This window comes from Streptomyces caeni (assembly GCF_042678285.1).
In the GTDB taxonomy this organism is placed as follows: domain Bacteria; phylum Actinomycetota; class Actinomycetes; order Streptomycetales; family Streptomycetaceae; genus Streptomyces; species Streptomyces caeni.
This window is the reverse complement of record NZ_JBHUDX010000066.1, coordinates 1-22,290: the sequence shown is the minus strand read 5'-3', so window position 1 is coordinate 22,290 and position 22,290 is coordinate 1. Positions and strand designations below refer to the sequence as shown.

The window sequence follows — 22,290 nt, the reverse complement described above, 5'->3', positions numbered from 1 at the left end:
GACGTCTTGGCGGGATACCTGCGTGCGCATTATGTGTACACGCATATATCTGCCGGGAGGGGGTGCCGGCGGAAGGGGCGTCCAGGAGCGGTCGTGCGGGCCTCAGCGCATGCTCAGTGCTTCTTCCGCACGGAAAGGCGCAGCCCCGAGCCCTTCTCGCGCCGGGTGAACACCGCTCCGCCGCTCACCGTCGCGACGGGAGCCAGGGTCCCTCCGGGCAGGGCCTTCGGCGAGCCGGTGCTCACCCTGAGCTCGACGACCGGCTTGGTGGCGGTCTCTGTGTCGGTCACCCCGTAGGCGGTTCCGTCGTCGGCGAGGGCGACGATCTCGATGCCGCGGCGGGTTGTGTCGCCGGCCAGGCAGAGTGCCTTCCCCGACCTGACGTCGAAGACGACGGAGCCGAAGGCGAGGTAGGTGCCGTTGGGGGACATCACGGCCGAGTACGTGTCGTAGCGGGTGCCGTTGTCGCATGCCGTGCTCGCCAGCAGCCGGCCGCTCTGCAGGTCGTGCGCGGACCAGACGGCAGCGTCGGCGCCGTCGTTCGACCGCCAGTGGGCGACGAACATGCCGCCGCGGACGCCGACGAGGGTGCCGTTGCCCTCACCGCTGAGGCCCTTCGGCGCGTTGTCCTTGCTGGACCACGCGCCTGGCACGTCCAAGCCGCCCGACGCCCCCGTCACGACGGGGCCCTTCGGGCTGACGGCCACGACCGAGTCGTTCCAGCAGTTCGAGCAGTGGGGAAGCAGGGCGCCCGCGTTGTCGTACTGCCTCACCGTGCCCGTGGGCATGTCCACGACCGCGCTGTGCTTCTCGGTCCGATTCCACGTGATCAGCAGCCCCGCCCCGCCGTCACGGACCGTGGCCTGGTTCCGCCGGGCGTCGATGGGCACGGAGACGCGGTGCAACGGCGCAACCGAGCGGCCGGAGGCGTCGGCCGCGAAGATGGTGATCTGGGTCACCTGCTTGCTCTTGGTCAGGGCGTCGCCGGGCTGCTCTCCGATCGCCCAGGCGACGATGTAGGTGCGGCCTCCCTGCCGGACGGTGGTCAACCGGGGAGTCTGGACGGCGTTCACATCATCCGGGTCAATCACCGGTGTCCGGTACGGCGCACTCGTCCACCGCACCTTGCCCGTCGCACCGTCACGCGCCTGGACCACGTAGCCGTTGCCGGACCGGATGATGTAGGCGACCGTGTCGCCGTCCGTCGTCACCGGGTCGGCATCGGCGTCCTCCGACACCCAGTCGATCTCCTGGTCCCAGCCCCTTGCGCCGTCGTACTCGGGAGGTACTGCGAGCTTCACCGGCGCGGCGCCCGCGCTGCCCCCGGAGCCGCCTTCGCGGCCCGTGCCGCCGCCGTCGCTCGATCCGCATCCGGCGAGCAGCGCCCCGGCCAGGGCCGTTGCCGCGACGGTCATCCGCGTCCTGCGCATGTGCTGTTCTCCAACTGGGTGTCGTGCGGTGGTCATCCGCGTTCTGCCGGTAGCTGCTCGGCCGACCGGGTTGCGCATGTCAGCCCGCCGTGGGGCCGATGTCCAGCAGCAGCGCCATGACGCCGACGAGCGTGGCACTGCTGACGACCTCCCGCCGGGCGATCATTCCGGCGAGCCGGGAGAGCGGGATCCAATCCAGGCGGTCCGACTCGTTCCTTTCGGTGGGTGCGCCGGTCCGCCGGGCGTCGTCCGTGCGGAACACGAAGTGGCGGGCGTCGGTGATGCCGGCCGCGGGCTCCGCGTACACCAGCTTCCGCAGCGAGCCCGGACGCCACCCCGTCTCCTCCTCCAGTTCCCGCGCGGCCGCCTGCACGGCTTCCTCCCCGTCCTCCACCAGGCCCATGGGAAGTTCCCACGCCCAGGTGTCCGTGAGGAAGCGGTGGCGCCACATCATCAGCACGCGCCGTCGCTCGTCCATGGCGGCCGTCACAGCGACGTCCCGCAGCCTCACCACGTCGTAGTCGACCCGCGCTCCGTCGGGCTGCTCGACGTCCAGGGAGCGCAGCCGCACCCAGGGCGTGTCGTACAGAGAACGCTCCCCATGGACGGTCCAGCGCATGCGCGGTTCCTCTCGGTCGTCCGTTGCCGGCTCGGTCCACCGGCGGTCGTGATCGCGGCTGCCGCAAGCTCGTTGCACTCGTTGCATCCGGATGTCCGTCGCGCGGACGGACCGCGAGCCGTCACAGGACCGGAGCCACGGCCGCGCGAAGACCGGCCCGCGTCTCGGCGGCCCGTGCGACGGCGAGCAGCAGCGTCTCCCGGCCGTGCGCTGCCACCGGTTGCAGCCGTCTGCTGCTGCGCGGGTGCCATCTGTGCGACGGAGGATGACGGCTGCGTCGCGGCCGCGGGAGCGGCGAGCGGTGTCGTCGCCCCTTGGGCCGTCTGCTTCTTGGCCAGATAGGGGCGGGGCTCCACCTTCGTCGTCTCGGTCACCGGCAATCCGGGCATCCCCGGTCCGGAACATCTCCGGCCGCACCACCGGCTGGTCGTCGACTCCGGCTTCGCACCGCAGCCGGACGGCCCGGTCCGCGGGGACGTCCGGCACGCGGCATGCGTGCTCCTTCGTGCTCCACTGCACCCGCCTCCCGGGCCGGCCCTCGGGATCTCGTCAAGGATCTCGCCCCGGCATCAGCCGTCGTACGCCTCGACCGCCGGCGTCGCCTTCGCCCGGTGGCTGCCCTCCTTGCACCCCGCGAACGGGCCGCTGGGGGAGCGCAGTTCGGCGAGCACGGGCCCCAGGTGGTCCCGGTGCCACACCGCGGGGCCCGAGGCGCCCGCCGCCGGATCGGTGTACTCCTGCCAGGCCAGCCACAGCGCGTGCAGCCGGGCCACCGCCTCCAGGTGTTCCCACCAGCGGGGGCACCAGGGCTGCTGCGAGGAGACCTCGCGGCCGTAGACGGGCAGCAGGAGGTCGCAGACCCAGACGGCCAGACTGCGCATCTCCTCAGCGTACTCGCCGCCGTCCAGGTAGAGGATGAACGGCGGTGCTGCTGCGGGATGTTCCTCGATCGTGGTCATCGGACGGCTTTCTCTGCGGCGCGGGCGGTGATGGCCTTCACTTCGGCCTGGGCGGCGGCCTGGATGCGGTCGGCGCCCGGTTCGGCGTACCAGGGGCGCAGCCTGACCATGGCGGGCCTGATGCCGGTGGCCAGCAGCAGTGCGGTGCCCTTGGGCAGGGCACGGATGCGGTCGGCGGGCAGGATGCGCTCCAGGCGGTAGGAGGTGGAGCGGGAACGGCCGTCCTTGCTCTTGGAATAGCTGACCGTCGACACGTCGTGCTCGCCGACCAGCCGGGACACCTTCTCGACGAAGTCGGCGTCATCCAGGCCCGCGCCCAGCAGCTTGATGGTGGCCGCGCCCCACAGGGCGTCCATCCCGGCCTCGCCCCAGACACGTACGCCCTGCCGGTAACTCTGCAGCAGGGTAACGATGTTGATGCCCCGCGAGCCGAGGTGGGAGTACAGGTCGGGCAGGTCGGAGATGCGGCAGACGTTGGCGGCCTCGTCGAGCACCGCCGTCATCGGCGGGTCGAGGCGGCCGCCCATCCGCTCGGCGGCGACCACGCCGGCGCGCAGCACCGAGTCCGCGGCCGCCGCGATGACGCCCGCGGCCGAACCGCCGCCGTCCTTCGACAGCAGGTACAGGCTGTCACGTGACAGGGCGTGCTGCTCCGGCAGGAACTGGGGCATGTCCGGGTCCTGGGTCACCCAGGCGGCGATGGCCGGGTCGAGGAGGCAGGCCACGCACTGGCGGGCCGTCTCGTAGATGCCGTCCCGGGTCTCGACGGCGCCCTGGATGGTGCCCTGCAGTTGGTCGGCGAGCGCCGGCATGTTGGCGTCGCGCAGCAGGTCGATGGGGGTGCGGTCGGCGGGGTCGGCGAGCCACGCCAGCACCTCGCCGACCCCGCGCCCGCCCCGGTTCGCGGCGTGGAAGAGCGCGGTGAGCGTGTTCTGCGCCGCCGAGATCCAGAAGTCGCGCTTGGACGCGTCGTCGTTGACGGCGCCGACGAAATGGCCCGCGAGCCGCCTCGCGCCCTCGATGGTGACGGCGTCGGCGAGCATGTCCCACCACATGGCGCGCGGCGTGTGCGCGATGCCCTGCGGGTCGAAGACCCAGACGCGGCCGATGCGTTCGCGCTCGGCGCGCGTGACGCTGTAGACGTCCGCCTTGTTGGACGTCAGCAGCACGCTGCCCTGGGCGCGCAGCACGCGCGGCACGGCGATGCCGGTGGACTTGCCGGCGCGCGGGGCCATCAGGTCCAGCTCCACGTCCTCGTAACTGGAGCGCAACTCGGGCCCCTTCGGCTCCAGGTTGCCCAGGAGGTTGCCCGTCTCGTCCGGGTCCAGCCTGGCCGCCTTGGACAGCGACGGGCGCAGGGCGCGGGCCCGGGCGGCCGCACCCTTGGGGAGCATCCCGGCCAGTTCCCTGCGGCCGGCGAGGCCGCTGGGTCGGGACGTCCGGCCGCGTACGAGGGCGATCAGCACGACCACGAGGGCGACGAACCCACCGAACACCGTCACCATGCCGGCCGTCACCGCGCCGCTCGACGCGGCCGGCCACACGGCCCGCGGGCCGTCGTCGACCAGGGTCGCCAGGGTCCGCAGCGAGAACGGCGGCGGGTGCCAGCCCGCGCCGGACACCGCCGCGCCGAGCGTGCCGCCCAGCCAGGCCCCGGTGAAGGAGCCGCCGACGAGGACGGCCGCGCCCGGAATGATCCAGGGCAGCAGGTCGTCTCCCGAGGAGTGGCCCTTGCGCGCGGGGCGGGTACTCATCTCGGTGCCTCCGTCCGCTTGGTGAGGTTGAGTTCGTTTCCGGTCCAACGGGTGTTGGTGTTGTGCAGGTTGCGTTCCGTGTCCGTGATCGACACCTTGATCGGGATACCGGGACGGCCGCCGACCTTGATCAGGAAGCGGCCCCGGCCCGGGGGCTCCTCGTGGCCGCCGGTGCTGGCCCAGCCGGGCGGGGACGACCAGGAGGACACCAGCTCGATCTCGCGCTCCGACATGCCGACGATCTCGCCCAGTTCCCGCATCTCGGTGCGTGGGAGCCCCGCGCAGACGACCATGCCGGCGCGCTCGACGAAGCCGCGCGCCTTGGCCCGGTCGGCCTCGCTGCCCAGCGCCTCCGCGTCCTTGAGGGTGTGCGTGATCTTGGCGTCGCCGAGGCCGAGGGACCGGTTGAGCCGGGTCAGGGCATCGATCCGCTCGACGATGCCGGACGCGGCGCGCAGCGGCCGCCACAACTCGTCCAGCACGGTGAAGAACCAGCGCTGGGGGGCGAGTCCGGCATCCGCGAGCGCGTGCGCCGCAGCCACCGTGCCGAGCCCGTCGGACCAGGCGGCGAGCATCGCGGCCGCGGTCAGCTGGGTATCGGCCTCGCCGATCCGTGAGATGTCCACGCACACGGCGGGCGACGCCGGATCGATCCTCGTCGACGTCTCGGCCGCGAACGTGTCGCCCAGGGGACCATCGAGGACACCGAGCAGCGAGCGGTGCAGCGGGTCGACCGCCTCCTGGTAGCGGGTGACGTCGCCGCGGTCCAGGGTCACCGCGCGCACCCGGTCCGGGCCTTCGTCGAGGACCCGCAGCAGATCGGGCAGGAGCGGGGTGCGACCCGACTTCGTCCGATCGGTCAGGTGGTGAAGACAAGCGGAGAGCACGGACTGTTCGTGGTCGTCCATCGGCCGTCCGCGCACGATCGTGATGAGCGCGGCGACCATGTTGAGGACGCGGCCGTGCGCCTCCGCGGCCAGGACCCGCCCGCGCTCGCCGCCGATCCGCAGCGCGGCCTCGCCCATCGCACCCGGGTCGAGCACGTTGATGCCGCCGACGCCGCGTCCGATGGAGATCACCTGGCCGCCCAGGGCCCGCACGGTGTCCGCGTAATCGGGCTTGAGGTCACCGAGCACCAGCGGGGTGACGCCCGTCGCCGCCATGCCGATGAGTATCCGGTTGACCAGCGTCGACTTGCCCAGGCCCGGCATGCCGAGCATGAACAGCGAGGGGTTGGAGATGTAACGGGCCCGGGTGAACCAGGAGATGGGGTCGCCGCACACGGTCGCGCCGGTGTGCAGGTGCTGGCCGAGCGGCACGCCGGTCATGGGGGCGCCCGATCCTGCGGCGAACGGCCACAGGCCGCACGCCTGCACGGTGGTCGCGCGCCACATCGAAGGCGGGTCGAGGTGGCCGACCTGGCCGCCGCCCGGCCCGTACCAGCCGCGCGGCGGGGCCACGGACGGGGGCTGCGGACGTCGCTTCCCGCTCACAGGGCCTCCCTGATCTGGTACGGGACGAGGGTGTGCTCCCAGGGCAGGACGCCGACCGGCAGCGTGCAGGTGAAGGCGGACGCCTGCATGCGGTCGGCGCTGCGCATCAGGATGCGGGAGGACGCCTGGAGGTTGCGTACGGTGATCGACGCGTCCTGGAGTTCCTGCTCCTGGTCGACGGTGACCGTCACCATCAGCGAGAACTCGACCAGGCCGGCGCCGGACGCCTCCTCGGCCGCGGTCTGCTCGGCCGCCCGAATCTCCGAGGAGGCGCGGGCCTGGACGAGGCCGCCGCGCGAGGACGCCATGAAGTGGGCGGAGCGGCGGTCGGACTCCACGATGCGGGCGGAGGTGGCCGGATCGATCGGCCGGTAGACCAGCGAGACCCGCTTGCGCCGGGTGCCGGGCGCCGGCTCCAGAAGTCCGCGCAGCACGCTGGAGCGGACGGTGCCGCGCGGGGCGAGCGTCAGCAGCCAGGTACGGGAGATGCCCGAGTCGTGCTTGTACGAGGAGACGGTCTCGACCGCGGCCGCCGGGCCGGAGTCCTCCCACTCCAGGCCGGTGGTGGCGTGCTCGGCGCGGGCGCTGAGCACGTCCGGCGCGACGGCAGGGTCGTACGCCACCCGCACGATCTCGGCGATGCGCTCGGCCGAGAGCGGGTACGCGGACCCGCCGCCTGCGGCGACCAGCCCGGACAGCAGTCCGGGAAGCCGCATGGACAGGTCGGTGATGACGTCCTCGACGTCCCGCTTGGGGCCGCCGGTGGGGCCGTAGGTCAGGGCGATGTACGTGTGCATCTCCGAAGAGGCGGTCGGGTAGCGCTCGACGACCTCCTCCATCACGGCGCGGGCCGCGGCCGGGGCGTCGGGGGAGATACGGGGCAGGACCTCGGCGGCGAGCCGGGTGCCGGTGTCGGGGGCGGTCTCGACGACGACCTGGGCGCCGCGCAGACCGGGCTCATGGGCGAGCCGGGACAGCCAGTCGCCCCAACACGCCACCCAGATGTCCACCTGCTCCGGGTCGACGAGCGAGCCTCCGTCGGGCTCGCAGGCGAGGACCAGCGTGTACAGGTTGCGGCCCGGGTGGTGGATCACGCCGAACGGGCGGTCGTAGGCGTCCCGGCCCTCGTGCATCTGGGTACGGGCGAGCAGTCCGGGCGGCTGGAACCGGCCGCCGGGGCGCCGGGAGAGGGGCCCGGAGACGTAGGTGGTGGAGCCGTTCGCCTTCCGCTTCATCCAGCCGATGCGGAGGGCGAGGACCTGGTAGACGTTGCGGCCGTCCGCCGTGCGCAGCGCCAGCGGGGCGAGGAAGAGGGCCGTGGGAACGAGCACCAGGATCGCCGCTGCCAGGGAGACCAGCGAAGCCAGCAGCGCCACGAGGAGACCGCCGAAGGCGACGACGGTTCCGAGCAGGCCCAGAGGGCCGAGACCGGGGCGGCGAGGGCGCCGCCAGTTCCCGTAGGTGGGACGCGTCAGGGCGTCGGTGGACATGAGTTCCTTCTTCCGGCTTCAGCGGTTGGGGGCGGTGGGTGCGGGGACGGAGGCCGGAGGCGGCCGGGCTCGTGGTGCGGATGCCCGGCCGCCGTCCGGGGGCCCGGCAGGCGGACCGCCTACTGGTTGTGGCCCTTCATCCCGTCGTTGTCGTCCAGGGAGTGCGCCGCCTCACTGGCCGCGGCGACCGCGGTCTGCGCGACGACCGTGGCGGCCTGCACGGCCAGGGCCGCACCACCGGTGGCGGCACCGGCCGCGGCACCGGCGGCCGCTCCGCCCGCGGCTCCGGCTCCGCCGGCTCCGCTCGCGCCTGCGCCTCCGCCTGCCGTCGGAGCGGGGGCGCCGGCTCCGGCGGACGGGGAGCCCTTCGGGCTGGAATCGCCGCCGCCCCCGCCCCCGCCGCCTCCGCCCCCGCCTCCGCCGCCCGTGGAGCCTCCGGCGATGCTGACCGCACCGCTGGCCAGGTTGTTGACGGCGTTGAGCGCGACCGTGCCGCCGGAGGTGCTGCCCAGCGCGGCGGTGGCCGGGACGATCAGCTTGAGCAGGGCGGGCAGGGCGAAGACCGACAGGATGAGCATGCCCATGCCTGCGATGGTCTGGTTCAGGTCCTTCGTGTCCTTGGTCATGGCTGTGGCCGAATAGATGATCAGAGCCGCCGCCGGCTTGTACAGCAGCCAGGCCGCGAGCCAGCCGGTGTGCTTCTTCCACCAGCCCTCGCCCCACCCGGTCATGGAGGAGACGGCCGCGAGCGGCAGCGTGCCCACCAGCATGATCAGCACACCGATGCGGATGTACATGAGGCAGATCTGCACGAAGGACGACAGCATGACCAACAGGCCGAAGATGAGGACGAGTCCGGGTGAGTTCAGAGTCATCACGCCGAGGATCTTGGATGCCTGGTCGCCGAGATCGGACTTCGCGTAGATGTCCTGAGCGTACGCGTCGGAGGCGGTGGTGAGCGCCTGCACCACGGGCACCGCGAGTCCGCCGACCAGGAGCACCTTCCACATCCCCATGAACGCCTGCTTCATGGGCTGGCCTCTGCGGTCGAGGGCCATCTTGATCGCAGCGATGAGCAGACTCCCCACGGCTACGTAGCCGACCAACCAGCTGGTTACGCCGTGGATGTCCGAGGTGGGTTGAGCCGGGTCCGCGATGTTGATGTTCATCCAGACGCCGTTCAGCGCCTTCAGCGTCTCCGACGTCGCGTCGCCGATCGCCTTGGCGAAGGCCTCGACGCCACCGTTGGCGAGCTGTTCACCCCCTTTGGAAAGGCCCCACTTGATGCCGTCGCCGACGCAGTCGTACACCTTCCAGCTGCAGGACATTTCACTTCCCCCAAGTGACGAAGCCGTTGGTGCCGCTCACCTGCGATGTCCCGGAGTAGATCGTGCCGTCCGGGTCGGGTGCGACCTTCCAGTCGCCGTCCTGCCAGCGCACCGTCATCGAAGTGGCGCCGTACATACCCGCGCTGGGGCCGCGAACCAGGATCATCACCGTCGCCTGCTGCTTGCTGTACGAGAGGACGGTGAACCCGGCGTAGCCACCGGCGTCGGCCTGGCCGGAGGTGGGCTTGTCCTCCTCCTTGGAGCGGGTGGCGATCAGTGCGTCCCTGCCCGCCCCCGGCACGACCTGCCGATCCACGACCTCGCGCCAGCCGGGGTAGCTGAAGTGATCCGTGATGGCCTGGGCGGCGAGCACCGCCCCCATCGGTGTGTGCGCGTAGCAGGACCAGACGGGGCCGTCGAACTTCAGCGGGCCCGCGGTCTTCGAGACGGGCACCAGTCCCGTTCCGTCGGCCTTCCAGGAGAAGTCCTTCGGCGGCGCCGTCGGCTTCGCCTGATCGCTGTCGTCGGTACGGCAACCGGCGGGCCGGGCGTCCGGGCTCTCGCCGCCGGCACTGCGGGAACTGCTGTGGCTTGGGGCCGGCGAGTCGGAGGCGTCGGGCGTCCCGTTGTCGCCACGGGTCATCAGGGTGTAGACACCGAGGACGATCAGGACCAACAGGAACCCGGCCGACAGGATCCAGCCTCGCTGCTGCCAGAACGGCTGCTCCCACTCTCCGCTGCCCCCGCGGGGCCGGCCGGACTTCATCATGGGTTCCTTCCCTTCTGTTGAGGCCCCGCCGGATCAGCCGAAGACGAAGGTGACGACGGGGCCCGCGGTGGCCACGAGGACGCAGCCGCCGAGGACCATGCCGAGCCGGCCCATGTGTTCCGAGCCCTCGCCACGGCGCATCGAGATCGCCATCATCGCGCCGGTGATCAACACGCCGGCGACGCCCGCCGCGGTACCGGCCCAGGCCAGAATGCCGAGGACCGTGTTGACCTTGCCGGTGAGCGCCCCGGGGGCGTTCCGGGTCGGGTTGGGCACCGATCCGTCCGCGAGAACGACGTACGTGTGGGCCTTGGCGGCGAGTGCCTTGATCATGAGTTCTCCCCGATTGGGTCGGCCAGGGGGGCCGAGAATGTGCTTGAGCGTCAAATAGCTTGTGTCGTAGGCGTCATGTGAGCCTGACGAGCGAACTGGGCCACGGGCAACCGGCGTAGCGATCCGCCGCCACCCAGTGACGTGTCCGTGACAGAAGTGACGATCTGGGAGGGCGCCGCGCTGGGCTCAGCCGGAGGTGTTCCAGAAGTCCAGGCCCACGAACTGGACGAGGGGGCCCGCGCAGGCCGCGATGACGCACGCGCCCATCACGATGAGGTACTCGCGCAGATGTTCCTCGGCGTCGCCCGTCTTCAGCGCGATGGCCATGCGGGTGCCGACGATCATCAAGCCGGCCACTCCTGCCGCGGTGACCAGCCAGGCCAGGTAGCCGAGGACCTGGTCCAGGCCGCCCGTGACCGAAGACGGCGGGGCGTACGCCTGGTCTGCCAGCATCAGGCCGGCGTTCATCGGTTGCTCCTCACATGTGTGTCTCGTGCGGGCGGCACAGAGGTCAGGGCCGCCAGTTCCGCGGTCTCCCGCGGCGGGGGGACGGTGAGGTCCCCCGTGCGCCAGGCGGCAACCCAGGGCACCCGGTGGACCTTCACCACCGAGCCGATCACCTTGATCCGCTGCTGCAACGGCCGGGGCAGTCGCCCGGGCGCGTCCGCGACCAGCGCGACGGCGACCAACTCCAGCCCCGGCGGCTGCTCGCCTCGCCGGAAGAGGTCGAGGGTGCGTGAGACGGCCTGCAGCCCGGCGGCGTGGGTACGGGCCACCAGCAGGACGCCGTCGGGCTCGCCTCGGTCGGGCCGGGGCCAGGAGCGGCCCGTGTCGACTCCGCCGAAGACCGCCGCCAGTGTCGAGGCGCCGGCACCGCCGTGCGCGGCCACCCAGGCCAACCTCCGGTGGCCGACGGCCGTTTCGGCGGCCGACCGGGTGGCCTGCGCCGGTTGCTCAGGTGTGATGACGGGCCCACGGATCCAGATCTCCGGGCCGTGCGGCGGGCTCCCTTGCACCTGCAACTCATCTCCCCCGAGGCGCGATTGGCAGTCCTGCAGTGCGATCATCGCCGATGAACGGGGGATGGACAGCACGGTGTGAGGCTCTGGGACACGTTTGTGACCCGCTGGTTACTCACGTGCCGTCACTTCCCAGCGAAACTCAACAGGCCACAGGGCAGCACCAGTTGACGCTGAGGGGAGCGGATGTCGAAGGACGGGGGAGGGACCGTCGGCTGGGTGGTCGGCGGGGGGATCGCCGCGGTCATGCTGCCGGTCATCATGATGGTCGCGGTCAGCGGCAACGAGTCCTCCAAGGCCCAGGCCGACGAACAGGGCGGCGTGGGCGGCGGCCTCAAGAACGGTTCGGTGCGAGCGGAGTACGTCCCTTGGGTCCTCAAGGCCGGTTCGATGTGCGACGTCATCAAACCGGCTGTCATCGCCGCCCAGATCGAGGCGGAGTCCGGCTGGAACCCCAATGCCAGATCACCGGTGGGCGCCGAGGGCCTGTCCCAGTTCATGCCCGGCACCTGGCCGTCCTGGGGCAGGGACGAGGACGGCAACGGCCGTGCGTCCCCGTACGACCCGGCCGACGCGATCATGGCGCAGGGGCGCTATGACTGCGCCCTCGCCAAGAACGTCGAGGGGTACAAGAACCGGGGAGAGGCATCCGGCGAGACCCTGGACCTGGCCCTCGCCGCGTACAACGCGGGCCCGGGAGCCATCGAGCAGTACCACGGCATGCCGCCCTACACCGAGACGCGGAACTACGTCGCCCGCATCAAGTCGCTGATACCGAAGTACGAATCGATCGACGACGCTCCGGGCAAGGTCCCTCCGGGCCAGCAGATGGCCATGCCCCTGCGCGGCAACCCGCCGGTCACCTCCCCGTTCGGCATGCGCATGCACCCGATCCTGCACGTGTGGAAGCTGCACACCGGCATCGACTTCGGGGTCCCGGCGGGCACGCCCTTCCTCGCCGCCCGGGACGGCAAGGTGACCTTCGCGGGCTGGTCCAAAGGCTACGGCAACCGCGTGGTCATCTCGCACGGCACCATCGGCGGCAAGCGGGTCTCGACGACGTACAACCACATGTCCGCCATCAACGTCTCCGTGGGGCAGCAGATCAAGGTCGGCCAGCAGGTCGGAGCGGTCGGTTCCACCGGCTACTCGACCGGTCCGCACGCCCACTTCGAAGTCATGGTGAACGGAAAGTACGTGGATCCCGCGCCGTGGCTGGGGCTGAAGTGATGAGGGCACGGTGGCAGGCGGCCGAGCAGGACGGGACACGCGAGGGGGACAGGATGGCAACGACCAGGGCGCAGGCGGGCGAGCGGGCGCCGGAGCGGCCGCGCCCACGGGCGGACCGGCACGGCGCGCGGACGGGCTCGGGGCGGGCCGCGCGCAGGGCCGCGGCCGCCCTGCTCGCATCCGTCACCGGTCTCGCCCTGCTGTCCGGCTGCGGACTGCCCGACCACAGGGACACCGCGGGGCAGGGTGGCGCGTCGGCGCAACCGTCCGTGGCGCCCAAGGCGCCGGTGCCGTCCGGAAAGCCCCTCGGCCCCGACGCGCACGTCCCGGCCCCCGGCGCGGTGGATGACAACGACGCGACCGCGGTCTCCAAGGCGTGGGCCGAGGTGGCGTACGGATACGACACCAAGTACGACACGAGCCCGCACGACGCCGTGCTGCGTGCCACACGCTGGTCCACGGAGCGCAAGGCGGCCGCCGAACGGTCCTATCACCCGGCCAGCGGTCCCGGGAACGACTGGAACACCTGGGCGAAGCACCGTGCCTGGACCGCGGTGACCGTGAACATCGAATTGGAGGACGACGCCCCGAAGGACAGCGAGAGGGTGGCGTACCGCTCCCTGGTCATCGAGGGAACGGCGCACGGCCGTGACGGCTGGACGGGTACCGGACCGCGGCTCAACGCCTATGTCGAACTGGTACGTTCGGCCGTCGGTGAGCCGTGGCGGGTGGACGACGTGACGGTGGTGGAGGCAGTGGCCCCGCCAAGCCCCGAGCAGTCGACGGCTTCCGACTCCGGCTCCGACTCTTCCGCCCACTAGAGGGAACCGATGTCCAGATTCAGTCGCGGTGAAGGCAGGCGACAGAAGCGTCAGCCTGGACAGGGGCAGCAACCCGTGCCCGGGTTGACGCCCATCGACGTCCACGTGTCGGCCGACGGGAACGCCACGGTGGGTGGCCTGCCCGTCGCCGAAGGCCCCGGTGAGAGTGTCCAGGACACGGTGTTGAACTACCTCCACCGCCTGGTCCTCGCCACCGGGCACCCGGTGGCCGCCACGGTCCACGACGAACGGATCGGCTTCAGCACGCCCATCCAGGTCGTGGCGGACGGCTCGAGCCGGTTCACGGGGGAGCCGGTCCGATTCGCTGCGGCTGCGGTCACGCCTGCGGGTGCGGTCACGCCTGCGGACACGGGTACGGACACGGGCACGGACACGGGTACGGACACGGGTACGGGTACGGGTACGGGTGCTTCTCCTCGGCAGGTTCCCGAGGTTCCGGTCGCCGAGACGTCGGCGCAGCCGCAGCACGACAGGGCCACACGGGCGCTGAAGGCGGTGCCGGATCCGACGCCTGGGCCGACGCCCGGGCCGACGCCTGGGCCGACGCCCGGGCCGACGCCTGGGCCGACGCCTGGGCCGACGCCCGTGTCGTCTCCGGTCGCCGAGCCCGCGCCGGCCCCGGCTCCCGCGGGGGCCACCGTCCCGTCGCTGCTCGCGGAGCCCGTCCTGCGGATCAACGAGGCCGTGCGGATGGGCCGGATCGAGTCGGCTGCGGCCATGGCGGAGCAGAGCATCGCCTCGGCGTCGCAGACGCTGGGCCCGGAGCATCCCGAAGTGCTGCAGCTACGTGAACTCGCCGCGTACATCGCCTATTTGGCGGGTGATGCACAGCGCTCCTTCACCCTGTCCATGGAACTCGCCAGGGTACGCAGGCGTCAGGAGGACGCGCGGGCCGTCGTCAATGTCCAGAGCGCGGCGGCCGCGTGGCGAGCCGTGCGGGACCCGTCGCAGGGGCTCGCCCTCGGTCGTGAACTGATCGGTCTGTGGAGCGAGCTGGCCGTCGACGGCGGCCCGGCCGCGGCCGACACCCAGCAACTGGAGGCGGCCCGCGTCCGCATGGACCGTCTCGCCGAACGCGCCCGCGTCCTCGCGGACAACCCCTACGCACGGAGTCCCCACGCCCATGGCCAGTGACCACGAACCCCACCGCCGTGGGGACCGAGCATCGGCGCGACAGGACGACGGCGGTCGCCGCCTGGCAGCGGCCCGTCGCAGCTCCCCACGGGTTCGCGTCGAGGTGAACGTCAACGAGCTGACCGGCACGGTGAGCTGGCGCACCCTCGGACAGAGAACTCCCGCCGGCACCCGGGGACGCGGCACGCGCACGGATGCCCAGCGGGGCGAACGGCCGGATACGACGCCCGTGCGCCGCGAGCGGGCCGCCGCGCTCCGCTCGGCCGGCCTCGACCCGGCACGCGCCCGTGCGCGCGGTGCCGCCCCGATCCCCACCCACCCCGCGGCCGTCCAGGCCGCCGTGAGCACACCGGTGGAATCCCTCCCGCCGGACCGACTGAACGGCCACTTGGCACGGATCGCCGTACTCCGCTCGGAACTCGCAGGTGACCTGGGACGCGGCACACGCATGCCTTCGGCCGTGGCGGCCCGGCTGCGCTCGGCCGCCTCACCCGCCGACGTGCACGCGCTGTCCGCCGCACACGCGGCGTCCGTACGCACAACGGGCCACCGTGCCGGTCCCGCCTACCGCCCTGCCGCGCCTGCCACCGGCGCGGCGCCGGCGCCCGTGCCCCGGTGAAGCCGACAACGGCCGATCCCGGAGCAAGTCGCGGACACGAGCGGCGAGTCGGGAACGCGCCGTTTTCTAGACTGCAGTTTTCCCCCACCGCTCCGGGTCGGTGGGCGGCGAATGCGAACCGAGTCGGAAGGAAGGCAGACATGGGCGAGAGCCGTGACGACGAACCTGTTTCCAGAGAGGACATCCGAGCCGAGTGGCGTGCCCTCGTCGAGTCCGGGGAAGCCCTTCCGGGATCGGGCCTGGCCGCACTGAGTGCCCGCATGCGGGCTACGGGGAACTGGCCGGAGGACCTCCGCTCGGCACCGGTGATCATCGACACGGACATCGGCGGTGACGCCGATGACGCACTGGCGGTCGCGGCGGCGGCCCGTTCCCTGCCCCGGCTGGCCCTGGTGCTGACCAGTGACGAGACCGGGCCGGCTGTCGGCCATGGGGCGAGGGCGAGGTTCGCCAGGCTTCTGCTGGACCTGACCGGCCGTACGGATGTCGCGGTCGTCTCGGGTGTCTCCCTCGGGGAGACCGGGTACTTCTGCGCGGACGGCCTGGTGCCCGACGAGCTGCCGCCCCAGCCGACCGACGTGGTGGGCGCGGTGCGCGCCGTGTGTGCGGCCGTGCCGGGGCCCGTGCAGTGGGTCGGCATGGGCCCTCTCAGCAATCTCGCCCTGGTACTGGAAGCGGCTCCCGAACTGGCCTCCCGGCTCCATGTCACCCAGATGGGCGGAGCCCTGAACTACCGCGACCCCAGCCGGGCCGAACACAACTTCCGGCTGGACGTGCCGTCCGTGCACAAGGTCTTCGATGCGGTGGGCAAGGGTCTGCTGCCGACGCCGCACTTCGTCACCTCCGAGGTCACCTTCATCCCGGACATCGAGATCACGGCCGGCCACCCGGTCCACAGGGCCCTCGCCGCGCCGGGTTCACCGGCCTGGGCCGCCCTGCTGGTGACACACATGCGGCAGTGGTTCGAACGCTTCCACCCGGGCACCATGCAGCACGACGCACTGACCCTGTCGGCCGCGCTCCAACTGCCCTTCGTCGAATTCGACAAGATGCCAGTGGCGGTGGACGGCATCGGACGCACCACCCGCTCCGAGGCGGGCGTGCCGGTCTGGCTGAGCCTGTCCGCCCGTTACCCGGCGTTCATGCGGTGGCTCTCACAACGGCTGGACCCGGTCTGGAGCCCGGCGGAAAAGGGGCCTGATGACGTTGCGCCCCGTTGACGAACTGTACGGCCACGTGACCGACGTCCACGCGGCCTACGGCCTCACGGACCCCGCGCAGCGGTTGGCGGTGGAGGAGGCGTACTCGGTCTTCCGCGAGCACAGTGGTCCGTTCATGGTGTCCGTCGCCGCGGAGATGCTCGACGACCTGCGATCGGACGTCCGGCAGGACCCGGACAGGGTGATCGCCTTCCTGGGCCGGGACGGGCACAGCCTGGCCGCGGCCGTGCGCGGGCTCGATCCGGAGTTCTTCGACCGGCACTGCCGCGAGGTGGTGGTGTCCAGGGCGGTGGTCGATGCGGCGCTCCAGGACCTGGAGAAGAACGCCGGAGCAAGCTTTCCGCAGGCCGAGGCATTCCGCGGCGCCCGCAAGAAGGTGGACCCGGGGGACGTCGACGGTTCCTATCGGTACCTCACGGACTACCTGCGCGCCTCAGGTGTCCCGATGGGGCTTCCGGGCAGCTCGGTCACCGTGGTGGACACCAGTTTCAAGGGCACGGTCCAGGAACTGATGTCCGCGGCCTACCCGCAGACGGAGATCCAGGGCAGATACGCGTTCCTGGCGCTCTCCCCGGACGACCCCCACCCGGAGGCCAAGAAGGGCTACGTCTTCCATCAGGAACCGGACGCCGTCTGGCAGGGGCTTCCCCAGCCGTACCTGCCGGAGCAGCGTTCGCAGACCTTCGGCAACCAGGACGCGCTCGGTGTCGTCGAGGAGACACTGCACGGGCCGATGGGCAGTCCGCTGAGGGTCACGGCACAGGGCCCCCGGCAGTTACCCCAGCAGGTGGACCAGCAGCCTCTGGTGGGCATCAACCCGGTGGTCGTCGGGGAGCAGTACCGTGATCCGAAGGCGCGCGAAGCCGTCAAGGCGGTCGCCATACTCGCCGTCCACGACAGCGCGGTGGAGGCGGCGCGGAGCCGGGACGCGGGGCGCGACTGGAGGGGCGAACTCCGGCAGGCGCGGGAGAGTTTCACCGACCAGGTGCGGTCCTGGGTGTCCCGGGACGGCCGGGCCGACGGCAGGCTCGCCGCTGTCCTGGACAGCTTCGTCCGACGCGTCGACAAGAACGTCGTCAAGGACCTCGACAAGGCACTGAAGCAAGCGGGGGTGGACCAGCGGGCGGCCGAACCGCTCTGGAGACGGTTCGGCGAGTTGAAGAGCCTGGATGACAAGAAGCAGTTCCTGAAGGACGCCACCACGCCGACGCCTGGCAGCGGCAAGACACCGCAGGAGCACCTGAGCGGGGTCGTGGCCGCGTCCGGTGCGTCTTTGTCACCGCAGGCCGGTGGCGCGGGAACGTCGATAGCCAAGGCGGCGGGCCTCCACCGCAGGGGGCGGGCCCCGGGGACCCCTGGCTCGCAGAACTCCTCGAACCAGCAGACCGGCAAGACCGCGAGCAGCGGGCCTTGGGGGGTACCACGGCAATTCGGGAAACCACCGCCGGGGAACAACAGCGGCGGGCCGAAGCGCTGAACAGCTCGCCCGCAGAGCCGTTCGCGGCTTCTGGAACGAGCCTGTGACGCCATGGTGACGTGAAACCGTGGGTGAGCGGAGAGACTCGACGGCAAGCATGTGACGGGCCCCGGCACATCGGAGTGAGGGGACAGATGCCTCGACCCAGCCGCGAGAAGAAGCGGGAACAGAAGCGCTCGGCCTCCTCGGCCGTTCCGGAGGCGGTGCCGATGGAGGTCCGCGTCCCCGCGGCCGGGCCCGGTACGGGCACCGCGTCGATCGGCGGCGTACGGGTCGTCGCGGCCGACGGCGAGGAGATCGAGCAGGCCGTCCTGAACCACCTCCACCGCATCGCCCTCGCCACCGGCCATGTCGTCCGGGCCACGGTCCAGGACGAGCGGATCGGGTTCGTGGTGCCGATCCGAATCTCGGTGGACGGATCGAGCGAGTTCGCGGGCGAGCCGGTGCGGGTGGCCGTGCCCGCGGCGCCGCCACCCGCCGTGCCGACGGCGTACCCCGGGCAGCCGTCCGCCCGGGCCACGCCGCCTCGTGAGCCGGAACGTCCGCGCCCGGACAAGCAGACGCACGTCCTGCGCGCGGTGGAGGAGCAGGGACCCACGGGCGGAACCACGGCTCCGACGTTCCCCCTGCGAGCGGTACCGGAGTCGGCGGCGGGGCCCCGGCCACCGCATCCGACGGCGGCACCGGGCGGCGGCACCGCGTCGACGCATGTGCTGCGGGCCGTACCGGAGGAGGCGGCATCCCGCCCCGAGCGGGCGGCGGGAACACCCGCACAGCCGCGAACGCATCGGCCCACGCCGGAGCCCGCGGCGCATGCCGCGGCGGCCCGGCCCCCTGTGCGGGCTCCCGAGCCGTCCGGTCGGCCCGCGGTGCCGCAGCGTTCCGCGCCGGTTCAGCCGCCTTCGCCAGTGCGCGAGCCTTCGCCGGCGCGGTATCCAGCGCCCGCTCGGGAACCCGCCGCGGACTCTCGGCCCGCGGAGATCCATGAGTCCGCGGCGGTACCGCCTCCCCCCGCCGAGACTCCCGACCGCCCTGGCTGCACCGCTGCCACCTTCGTGCTGCGGGCCGTGCCCGAGCAGGAGCCGTTGATCAGCGCGACATCCGGGCCCGCGCAGGTGCTGCCGGAGGGTGGTGCCGTCGCTCCCGGTACGGTCCCGGCCCCCACCGGCACCTTCGGTCCGCCTCCGGTCCTCACCATGCCCGAGCCGGCCCCCGCCTGGAAGGCACCCGTGACCGGGCCGGACAAGCCGAAGACGCTCAGGCCCGACTTCGCACTCGACCCCGACTCGCACTCCGCTCCCGTGGGCAAGCCCTCCCCGGCCCCGCCGACCGCACCGGCCGCCGGGACCGAGGAAGCGGCCAAGGAGCCGCCGGTGCGGGAGTTCGACTCCGTGGCCGAGGCGGTGCTCGCGCCCGAGCCGGAATCCGCAGCCCCGGGCGGGACGGCCGGGCCGGTTGCCGAGCCCCTGGCCCGGATCAACGAGGCCGTGAAGCACGGTCGGATCAAGGAGGCCGCGGGGATGGCCGAGCAGGCCGTCGCCGAGGCAGCCACGGTCCTCGGCGACACCCATCCCGACGTTCTGCGCCTGCAGGAACTAACCGCCTACATCGCCTACCTGGCCGGTGACGCGCTGCGCTCCTTCCATCTCTCCCTGGACCTGGCCCGGTTGCGCCACCGCCTGCGCGACCCGCGCGGCGCCTACGGCAACGTGCAGAGCGCGGCGGCCGCCTGGCGTGCCGTCCGCGACCCGATGCAGGGCCTGCACCTCGGCCGCGACCTGATCGCCGTGTGGACGGAGCTCGCTGCGAACGAGGGCCCCGCGGCCGACGACCTTGACCAGCTCGAAAAGGCCCGCAGCCGCATGGGCCGCCTCGCCGAACGCGCCCGCACCGCCCTCGGCGGCGCGCACCCCTACGCACGGTGATCCGAAGAACCCGGGAACTCGAGCCCCGGACCCCGAGGCCCCCGGGCCTACAGCGCGGTCTCCACCGGATCGGTCCCCGCCGCCGCACCGTCCGCCCGCTGCGCCGTGGCGCCCACAGCTTGAGCGGCGACGCCGGTGCCCGGAGCGCCGACGCCGGGCCTGAGCGTGCGGGCCGTGCGGCGGGCCGTGCGCAGTGCGTCGCCGGTCAGCAGGGACAGCGCGAGCCAGACCAGCGCGAAGCCCGTCCAGCGCTCGGGCGGCATCTCCTCGTGGAAGTAGAGGATGCCCAGCAGGAACTGGAAGACCGGCGCCAGGTACTGGAGCAGGCCGATCGTGGACAGCGGCACGCGGATCGCTGCCGCGCCGAAGCAGACGAGAGGGAGGGCGGTGACCAGGCCGGTGGCGGCGAGCAGCGCCGCGTGCCCCGGTCCCTGGGAGGTGAACGTCGAGTCGCCCCGTGCCGAGAGCCACAGCAGATACACCAGCGCGGGCACGAACTGCACGGCGGTCTCCGCCGCCAGCGACTCCAGGCCGCCCAGGTTGACCTTCTTCTTCACCAGACCGTAGGTGGCGAAGGAGAAGGCCAGGCAGAGGGAGATCCACGGCGGTCGGCCGTAGCCGATGGTCAGCACGAGGACGGCGGCGAGACCGACCGCGACCGCCACCCACTGGGCCGGCCGCAGCCGCTCCTTCAGGATCAGCACGCCCATCGCGATGGTGACGAGCGGATTGATGAAGTAGCCGAGTGATGCCTCCACCACATGGCCGGCGTTGACGGACCAGATGTACACGCCCCAGTTGACGGTGATGACCGCCGCCGCGACGGCTATCAGTCCCAGCCTGCGCGGCTGCCGCAGCAACTCCCCGGCCCAGGACCAGCGCCGCAGCACCAGCAGCGCCAGGGCGACCAGGCCCAGCGACCAGACCATGCGGTGGGCGAGGATCTCCATCGCCCCGGCGGGCTTCAGCAGGGGCCAGAACAGGGGGACGAGCCCCCACATCCCGTACGCCGCGAAGCCGTTCAGCAGACCTGTTCGCCGCTCACCCTTCGACTTCCCGGTCACGGGCCCCTCCTTCTCGCGCGGCTGCTTGGTGCAGCTCCACGAAGGTAGCGCCGAGGGCCCCTGCCTGTCATACCCGTATCGCCATACGGTCATGACAGGCGGGGTTGCGGGGATGTCCGAGGGTCCGGCGTGCGGGATCAGTCCTTGAGGGCGGCGGCGATCGCGTCGGCGATCGGGGTGGTGGGGCGGCCGGTCAGACGGGACAGGTCGCCGGTGGTGACGGCCAGCTCGCCCCGCTCGATGGCCGTGTCGACGCCCGCGAAGACGACGGCGAGCGGCTCGGGCATGCCGACGCCGGTCAGGATGCCGGTGTAGACGTCGGCCGGGACGGGGGTGTACGGGATCCGCCTGCCGGTCTGCCGGCTCAGCTCGGCGGCGTACTCGGCGAAGCTCCACGCCGTGTCGCCGCTCAGCTCGTAGGTCGCGTTCTCATGGCCCTCTCCGGTCAGCACCGCGACGGCGGCCGCCGCGTAGTCGGCGCGTGCGGCTGTGGCGAGTCGGCCCTCGCCGGCCGCCTGGACGACCGCCCCGTGCTCCAGGACGGGGGTGAGCTGCTCGGTGTAGACCTCGTGGTAGAAGTTGTTGCGCAGCAGCACATAGGGCAGGCCCGAGGCCACGATCGCCTCCTCGGTGCCCCGGTGGTCGTCGGCCAGAGCGGCCGTGAGACTGCCGGGAGCGCTGGTGTAGGCGAGGAGTGCGACGCCGGCAGCTCTGGCGGCGTCGAGGGCGGCCCGGTGCTGGGCGACCCGGTCCCGGCCCATCTCACTGCTGGAGATCAGCAGCACCTTGTCGCCCGCTGAGAAGGCGCCGTCGAAGGTCTCGGGGGTGTTGTAGTCGGCGACCGCGATCCGAACGCCCCGCGCCGCCAGGCCGGAGGCCTTCTCCCGGTTGCGCACGATGGCGGTGACCCGGTCGGCCGGAACCTTCTCCAGCAACTGCTCCATGACGTGACCGCCAAGGTGCCCGGTGGCTCCGGTGACGACGATGCTCATGATGAAAACTCCTCGTGGGCTGGTCCTGCCGCTCACCCTAGGAGCTGCGCTAACTCATCGAAAGTACCCACTTTGAAGTAAGGTACGGGCATGAGCGTAAGTACCCTGGGAGGCGCTGCGAACGCCAAGGGCGAGGCGATGTGCCCGCACCGCCTGGTCCTGGAGCACGTCACCAGCCGTTGGGGCGTCCTCGTCCTCATCGCACTGCTGGAGCGCCGACACCGCTTCAGCGAACTGCGCCGCGCGATCGGCAGGGTCAGCGAGAAGATGCTGGCGCAGACGCTGCAGACGCTGGAGCGCGACGGCCTGGTCCACCGGGACGCCCGGCCTGTGATCCCGCCGCGCGTCGACTACTCCCTCACCGAGCTGGGCCGCGAGGCCGCCGCCCAGGTGAAGGCACTGGCGCTGTGGACCGAGCGGCGGATGGACGACGTGGAGAGGGCACGCCGCGCATACGACGAGGCCCGGGCGGCCGGCGCCCGGGCCTTGTGAACCGGGCGGTGTCCCCGGCGGCGGTCCAGCCGTCGATCAGCCGACGACGGTCCAGGTGTCGTTGCCGGTGAGGAGTGCGGCGAGGTCGCCCTTGCCGTTCT

Annotated in this window: 21 protein-coding genes; 8 read left to right on the top strand and 13 right to left on the bottom strand. The window is 71.9% G+C overall.

The window, feature by feature from the left end; all coding sequences use genetic code 11:
• Positions 1 to 113: 113 nt before the first annotated feature.
• From ACFSL4_RS23085 to ACFSL4_RS23035, 11 genes are all read right to left on the bottom strand, one after another.
• Positions 114 to 1,430 (bottom strand): hypothetical protein, encoded by a 1,317-nt coding sequence (locus tag ACFSL4_RS23085; RefSeq protein ID WP_381086112.1) that lies wholly within the window; start codon positions 1,428 to 1,430, stop codon positions 114 to 116.
• A gap of 79 nt (positions 1,431 to 1,509) precedes the next feature.
• Positions 1,510 to 2,049: an NUDIX hydrolase gene (locus tag ACFSL4_RS23080; RefSeq protein ID WP_381086109.1), complete on the bottom strand. Its 540-nt coding sequence runs from the start codon at positions 2,047 to 2,049 to the stop codon at positions 1,510 to 1,512.
• 569 nt (positions 2,050 to 2,618) lie between these two features.
• The gene (locus ACFSL4_RS23075) at positions 2,619 to 3,008 is read right to left on the bottom strand and encodes a DUF4913 domain-containing protein (RefSeq protein WP_381086106.1); all 390 of its coding nucleotides are present in this window, start codon (positions 3,006 to 3,008) and stop codon (positions 2,619 to 2,621) included.
• Complete coding sequence (locus tag ACFSL4_RS23070; protein WP_381086104.1) at positions 3,005 to 4,762, bottom strand: type IV secretory system conjugative DNA transfer family protein; 1,758 nt, start codon at positions 4,760 to 4,762, stop codon at positions 3,005 to 3,007. Before ACFSL4_RS23070 ends, ACFSL4_RS23075 begins: the two co-directional genes overlap by 4 nt.
• Positions 4,759 to 6,255: an ATP/GTP-binding protein gene (locus tag ACFSL4_RS23065; RefSeq protein ID WP_381086101.1), complete on the bottom strand. Its 1,497-nt coding sequence runs from the start codon at positions 6,253 to 6,255 to the stop codon at positions 4,759 to 4,761. The genes ACFSL4_RS23070 and ACFSL4_RS23065 overlap by 4 nt, the downstream gene beginning before the upstream one ends.
• A complete protein-coding gene (locus ACFSL4_RS23060; protein ID WP_381086099.1) occupies positions 6,252 to 7,745 on the bottom strand; it encodes an SCO6880 family protein in 1,494 nt (497 codons plus the stop codon). Before ACFSL4_RS23060 ends, ACFSL4_RS23065 begins: the two co-directional genes overlap by 4 nt.
• Before the next feature lie 119 nt (positions 7,746 to 7,864).
• Positions 7,865 to 9,073, bottom strand: a complete 1,209-nt coding sequence (locus ACFSL4_RS23055; RefSeq protein WP_381086096.1) for a hypothetical protein — start codon at positions 9,071 to 9,073, stop codon at positions 7,865 to 7,867.
• A gap of 1 nt (position 9,074) precedes the next feature.
• Positions 9,075 to 9,842 (bottom strand): DUF8175 domain-containg protein, encoded by a 768-nt coding sequence (locus tag ACFSL4_RS23050; RefSeq protein ID WP_381086094.1) that lies wholly within the window; start codon positions 9,840 to 9,842, stop codon positions 9,075 to 9,077.
• Positions 9,843 to 9,875: 33 nt separating this feature from the next.
• The gene (locus ACFSL4_RS23045; RefSeq protein ID WP_381086091.1) at positions 9,876 to 10,175 is read right to left on the bottom strand and encodes a hypothetical protein; all 300 of its coding nucleotides are present in this window, start codon (positions 10,173 to 10,175) and stop codon (positions 9,876 to 9,878) included.
• A gap of 186 nt (positions 10,176 to 10,361) precedes the next feature.
• Entirely contained in the window at positions 10,362 to 10,643 is a 282-nt protein-coding gene (locus ACFSL4_RS23040) for a hypothetical protein (protein WP_381086088.1), read from the bottom strand.
• On the bottom strand, positions 10,640 to 11,065 hold the full coding sequence (locus ACFSL4_RS23035) for a DUF6668 family protein (RefSeq protein WP_381086085.1): 426 nt from the start codon (positions 11,063 to 11,065) through the stop codon (positions 10,640 to 10,642). The genes ACFSL4_RS23040 and ACFSL4_RS23035 overlap by 4 nt, the downstream gene beginning before the upstream one ends.
• Positions 11,066 to 11,380: 315 nt before the next feature.
• Between ACFSL4_RS23035 and ACFSL4_RS23030 the strand changes: the two genes are divergently transcribed.
• The 7 genes from ACFSL4_RS23030 (at position 11,381) to ACFSL4_RS23000 (ending at position 19,641) form a co-directional block, all read left to right on the top strand.
• Positions 11,381 to 12,424 carry a peptidoglycan DD-metalloendopeptidase family protein gene (locus tag ACFSL4_RS23030; protein WP_381086083.1) on the top strand — a complete coding sequence of 348 codons (1,044 nt, stop codon included), beginning with the start codon at positions 11,381 to 11,383 and terminating at the stop codon, positions 12,422 to 12,424.
• A 53-nt stretch (positions 12,425 to 12,477) separates the two neighbouring features.
• Positions 12,478 to 13,245, top strand: a complete 768-nt coding sequence (locus ACFSL4_RS23025; RefSeq protein WP_381086080.1) for a hypothetical protein — start codon at positions 12,478 to 12,480, stop codon at positions 13,243 to 13,245.
• Positions 13,246 to 13,851: 606 nt separating this feature from the next.
• Positions 13,852 to 14,400 carry a hypothetical protein gene (locus ACFSL4_RS23020; RefSeq protein ID WP_381086077.1) on the top strand — a complete coding sequence of 183 codons (549 nt, stop codon included), beginning with the start codon at positions 13,852 to 13,854 and terminating at the stop codon, positions 14,398 to 14,400.
• A gap of 103 nt (positions 14,401 to 14,503) precedes the next feature.
• A complete protein-coding gene (locus ACFSL4_RS23015) occupies positions 14,504 to 15,019 on the top strand; it encodes a hypothetical protein (RefSeq protein WP_381086074.1) in 516 nt (171 codons plus the stop codon).
• 140 nt (positions 15,020 to 15,159) lie between these two features.
• Positions 15,160 to 16,239: a nucleoside hydrolase gene (locus ACFSL4_RS23010; protein WP_381086071.1), complete on the top strand. Its 1,080-nt coding sequence runs from the start codon at positions 15,160 to 15,162 to the stop codon at positions 16,237 to 16,239.
• Positions 16,220 to 17,716 carry an ABC transporter permease gene (locus ACFSL4_RS23005; RefSeq protein WP_381086069.1) on the top strand — a complete coding sequence of 499 codons (1,497 nt, stop codon included), beginning with the start codon at positions 16,220 to 16,222 and terminating at the stop codon, positions 17,714 to 17,716. The genes ACFSL4_RS23010 and ACFSL4_RS23005 overlap by 20 nt, the downstream gene beginning before the upstream one ends.
• Before the next feature lie 134 nt (positions 17,717 to 17,850).
• A complete protein-coding gene (locus tag ACFSL4_RS23000) occupies positions 17,851 to 19,641 on the top strand; it encodes a hypothetical protein (protein WP_381086066.1) in 1,791 nt (596 codons plus the stop codon).
• 47 nt (positions 19,642 to 19,688) lie between these two features.
• On the opposite strand, the gene rarD is transcribed toward ACFSL4_RS23000, so the two are convergent.
• A complete protein-coding gene (gene rarD, locus ACFSL4_RS22995; protein WP_381086063.1) occupies positions 19,689 to 20,705 on the bottom strand; it encodes an EamA family transporter RarD in 1,017 nt (338 codons plus the stop codon).
• Between the two features lie 137 nt (positions 20,706 to 20,842).
• Entirely contained in the window at positions 20,843 to 21,697 is an 855-nt protein-coding gene (locus ACFSL4_RS22990; RefSeq protein WP_381086060.1) for an SDR family oxidoreductase, read from the bottom strand.
• A 90-nt stretch (positions 21,698 to 21,787) separates the two neighbouring features.
• Between ACFSL4_RS22990 and ACFSL4_RS22985 the strand changes: the two genes are divergently transcribed.
• Positions 21,788 to 22,189, top strand: coding sequence for a winged helix-turn-helix transcriptional regulator (locus ACFSL4_RS22985; RefSeq protein WP_381086057.1), 402 nt, complete (start codon positions 21,788 to 21,790; stop codon positions 22,187 to 22,189).
• The last annotated feature ends 101 nt before the right edge of the window (positions 22,190 to 22,290 follow it).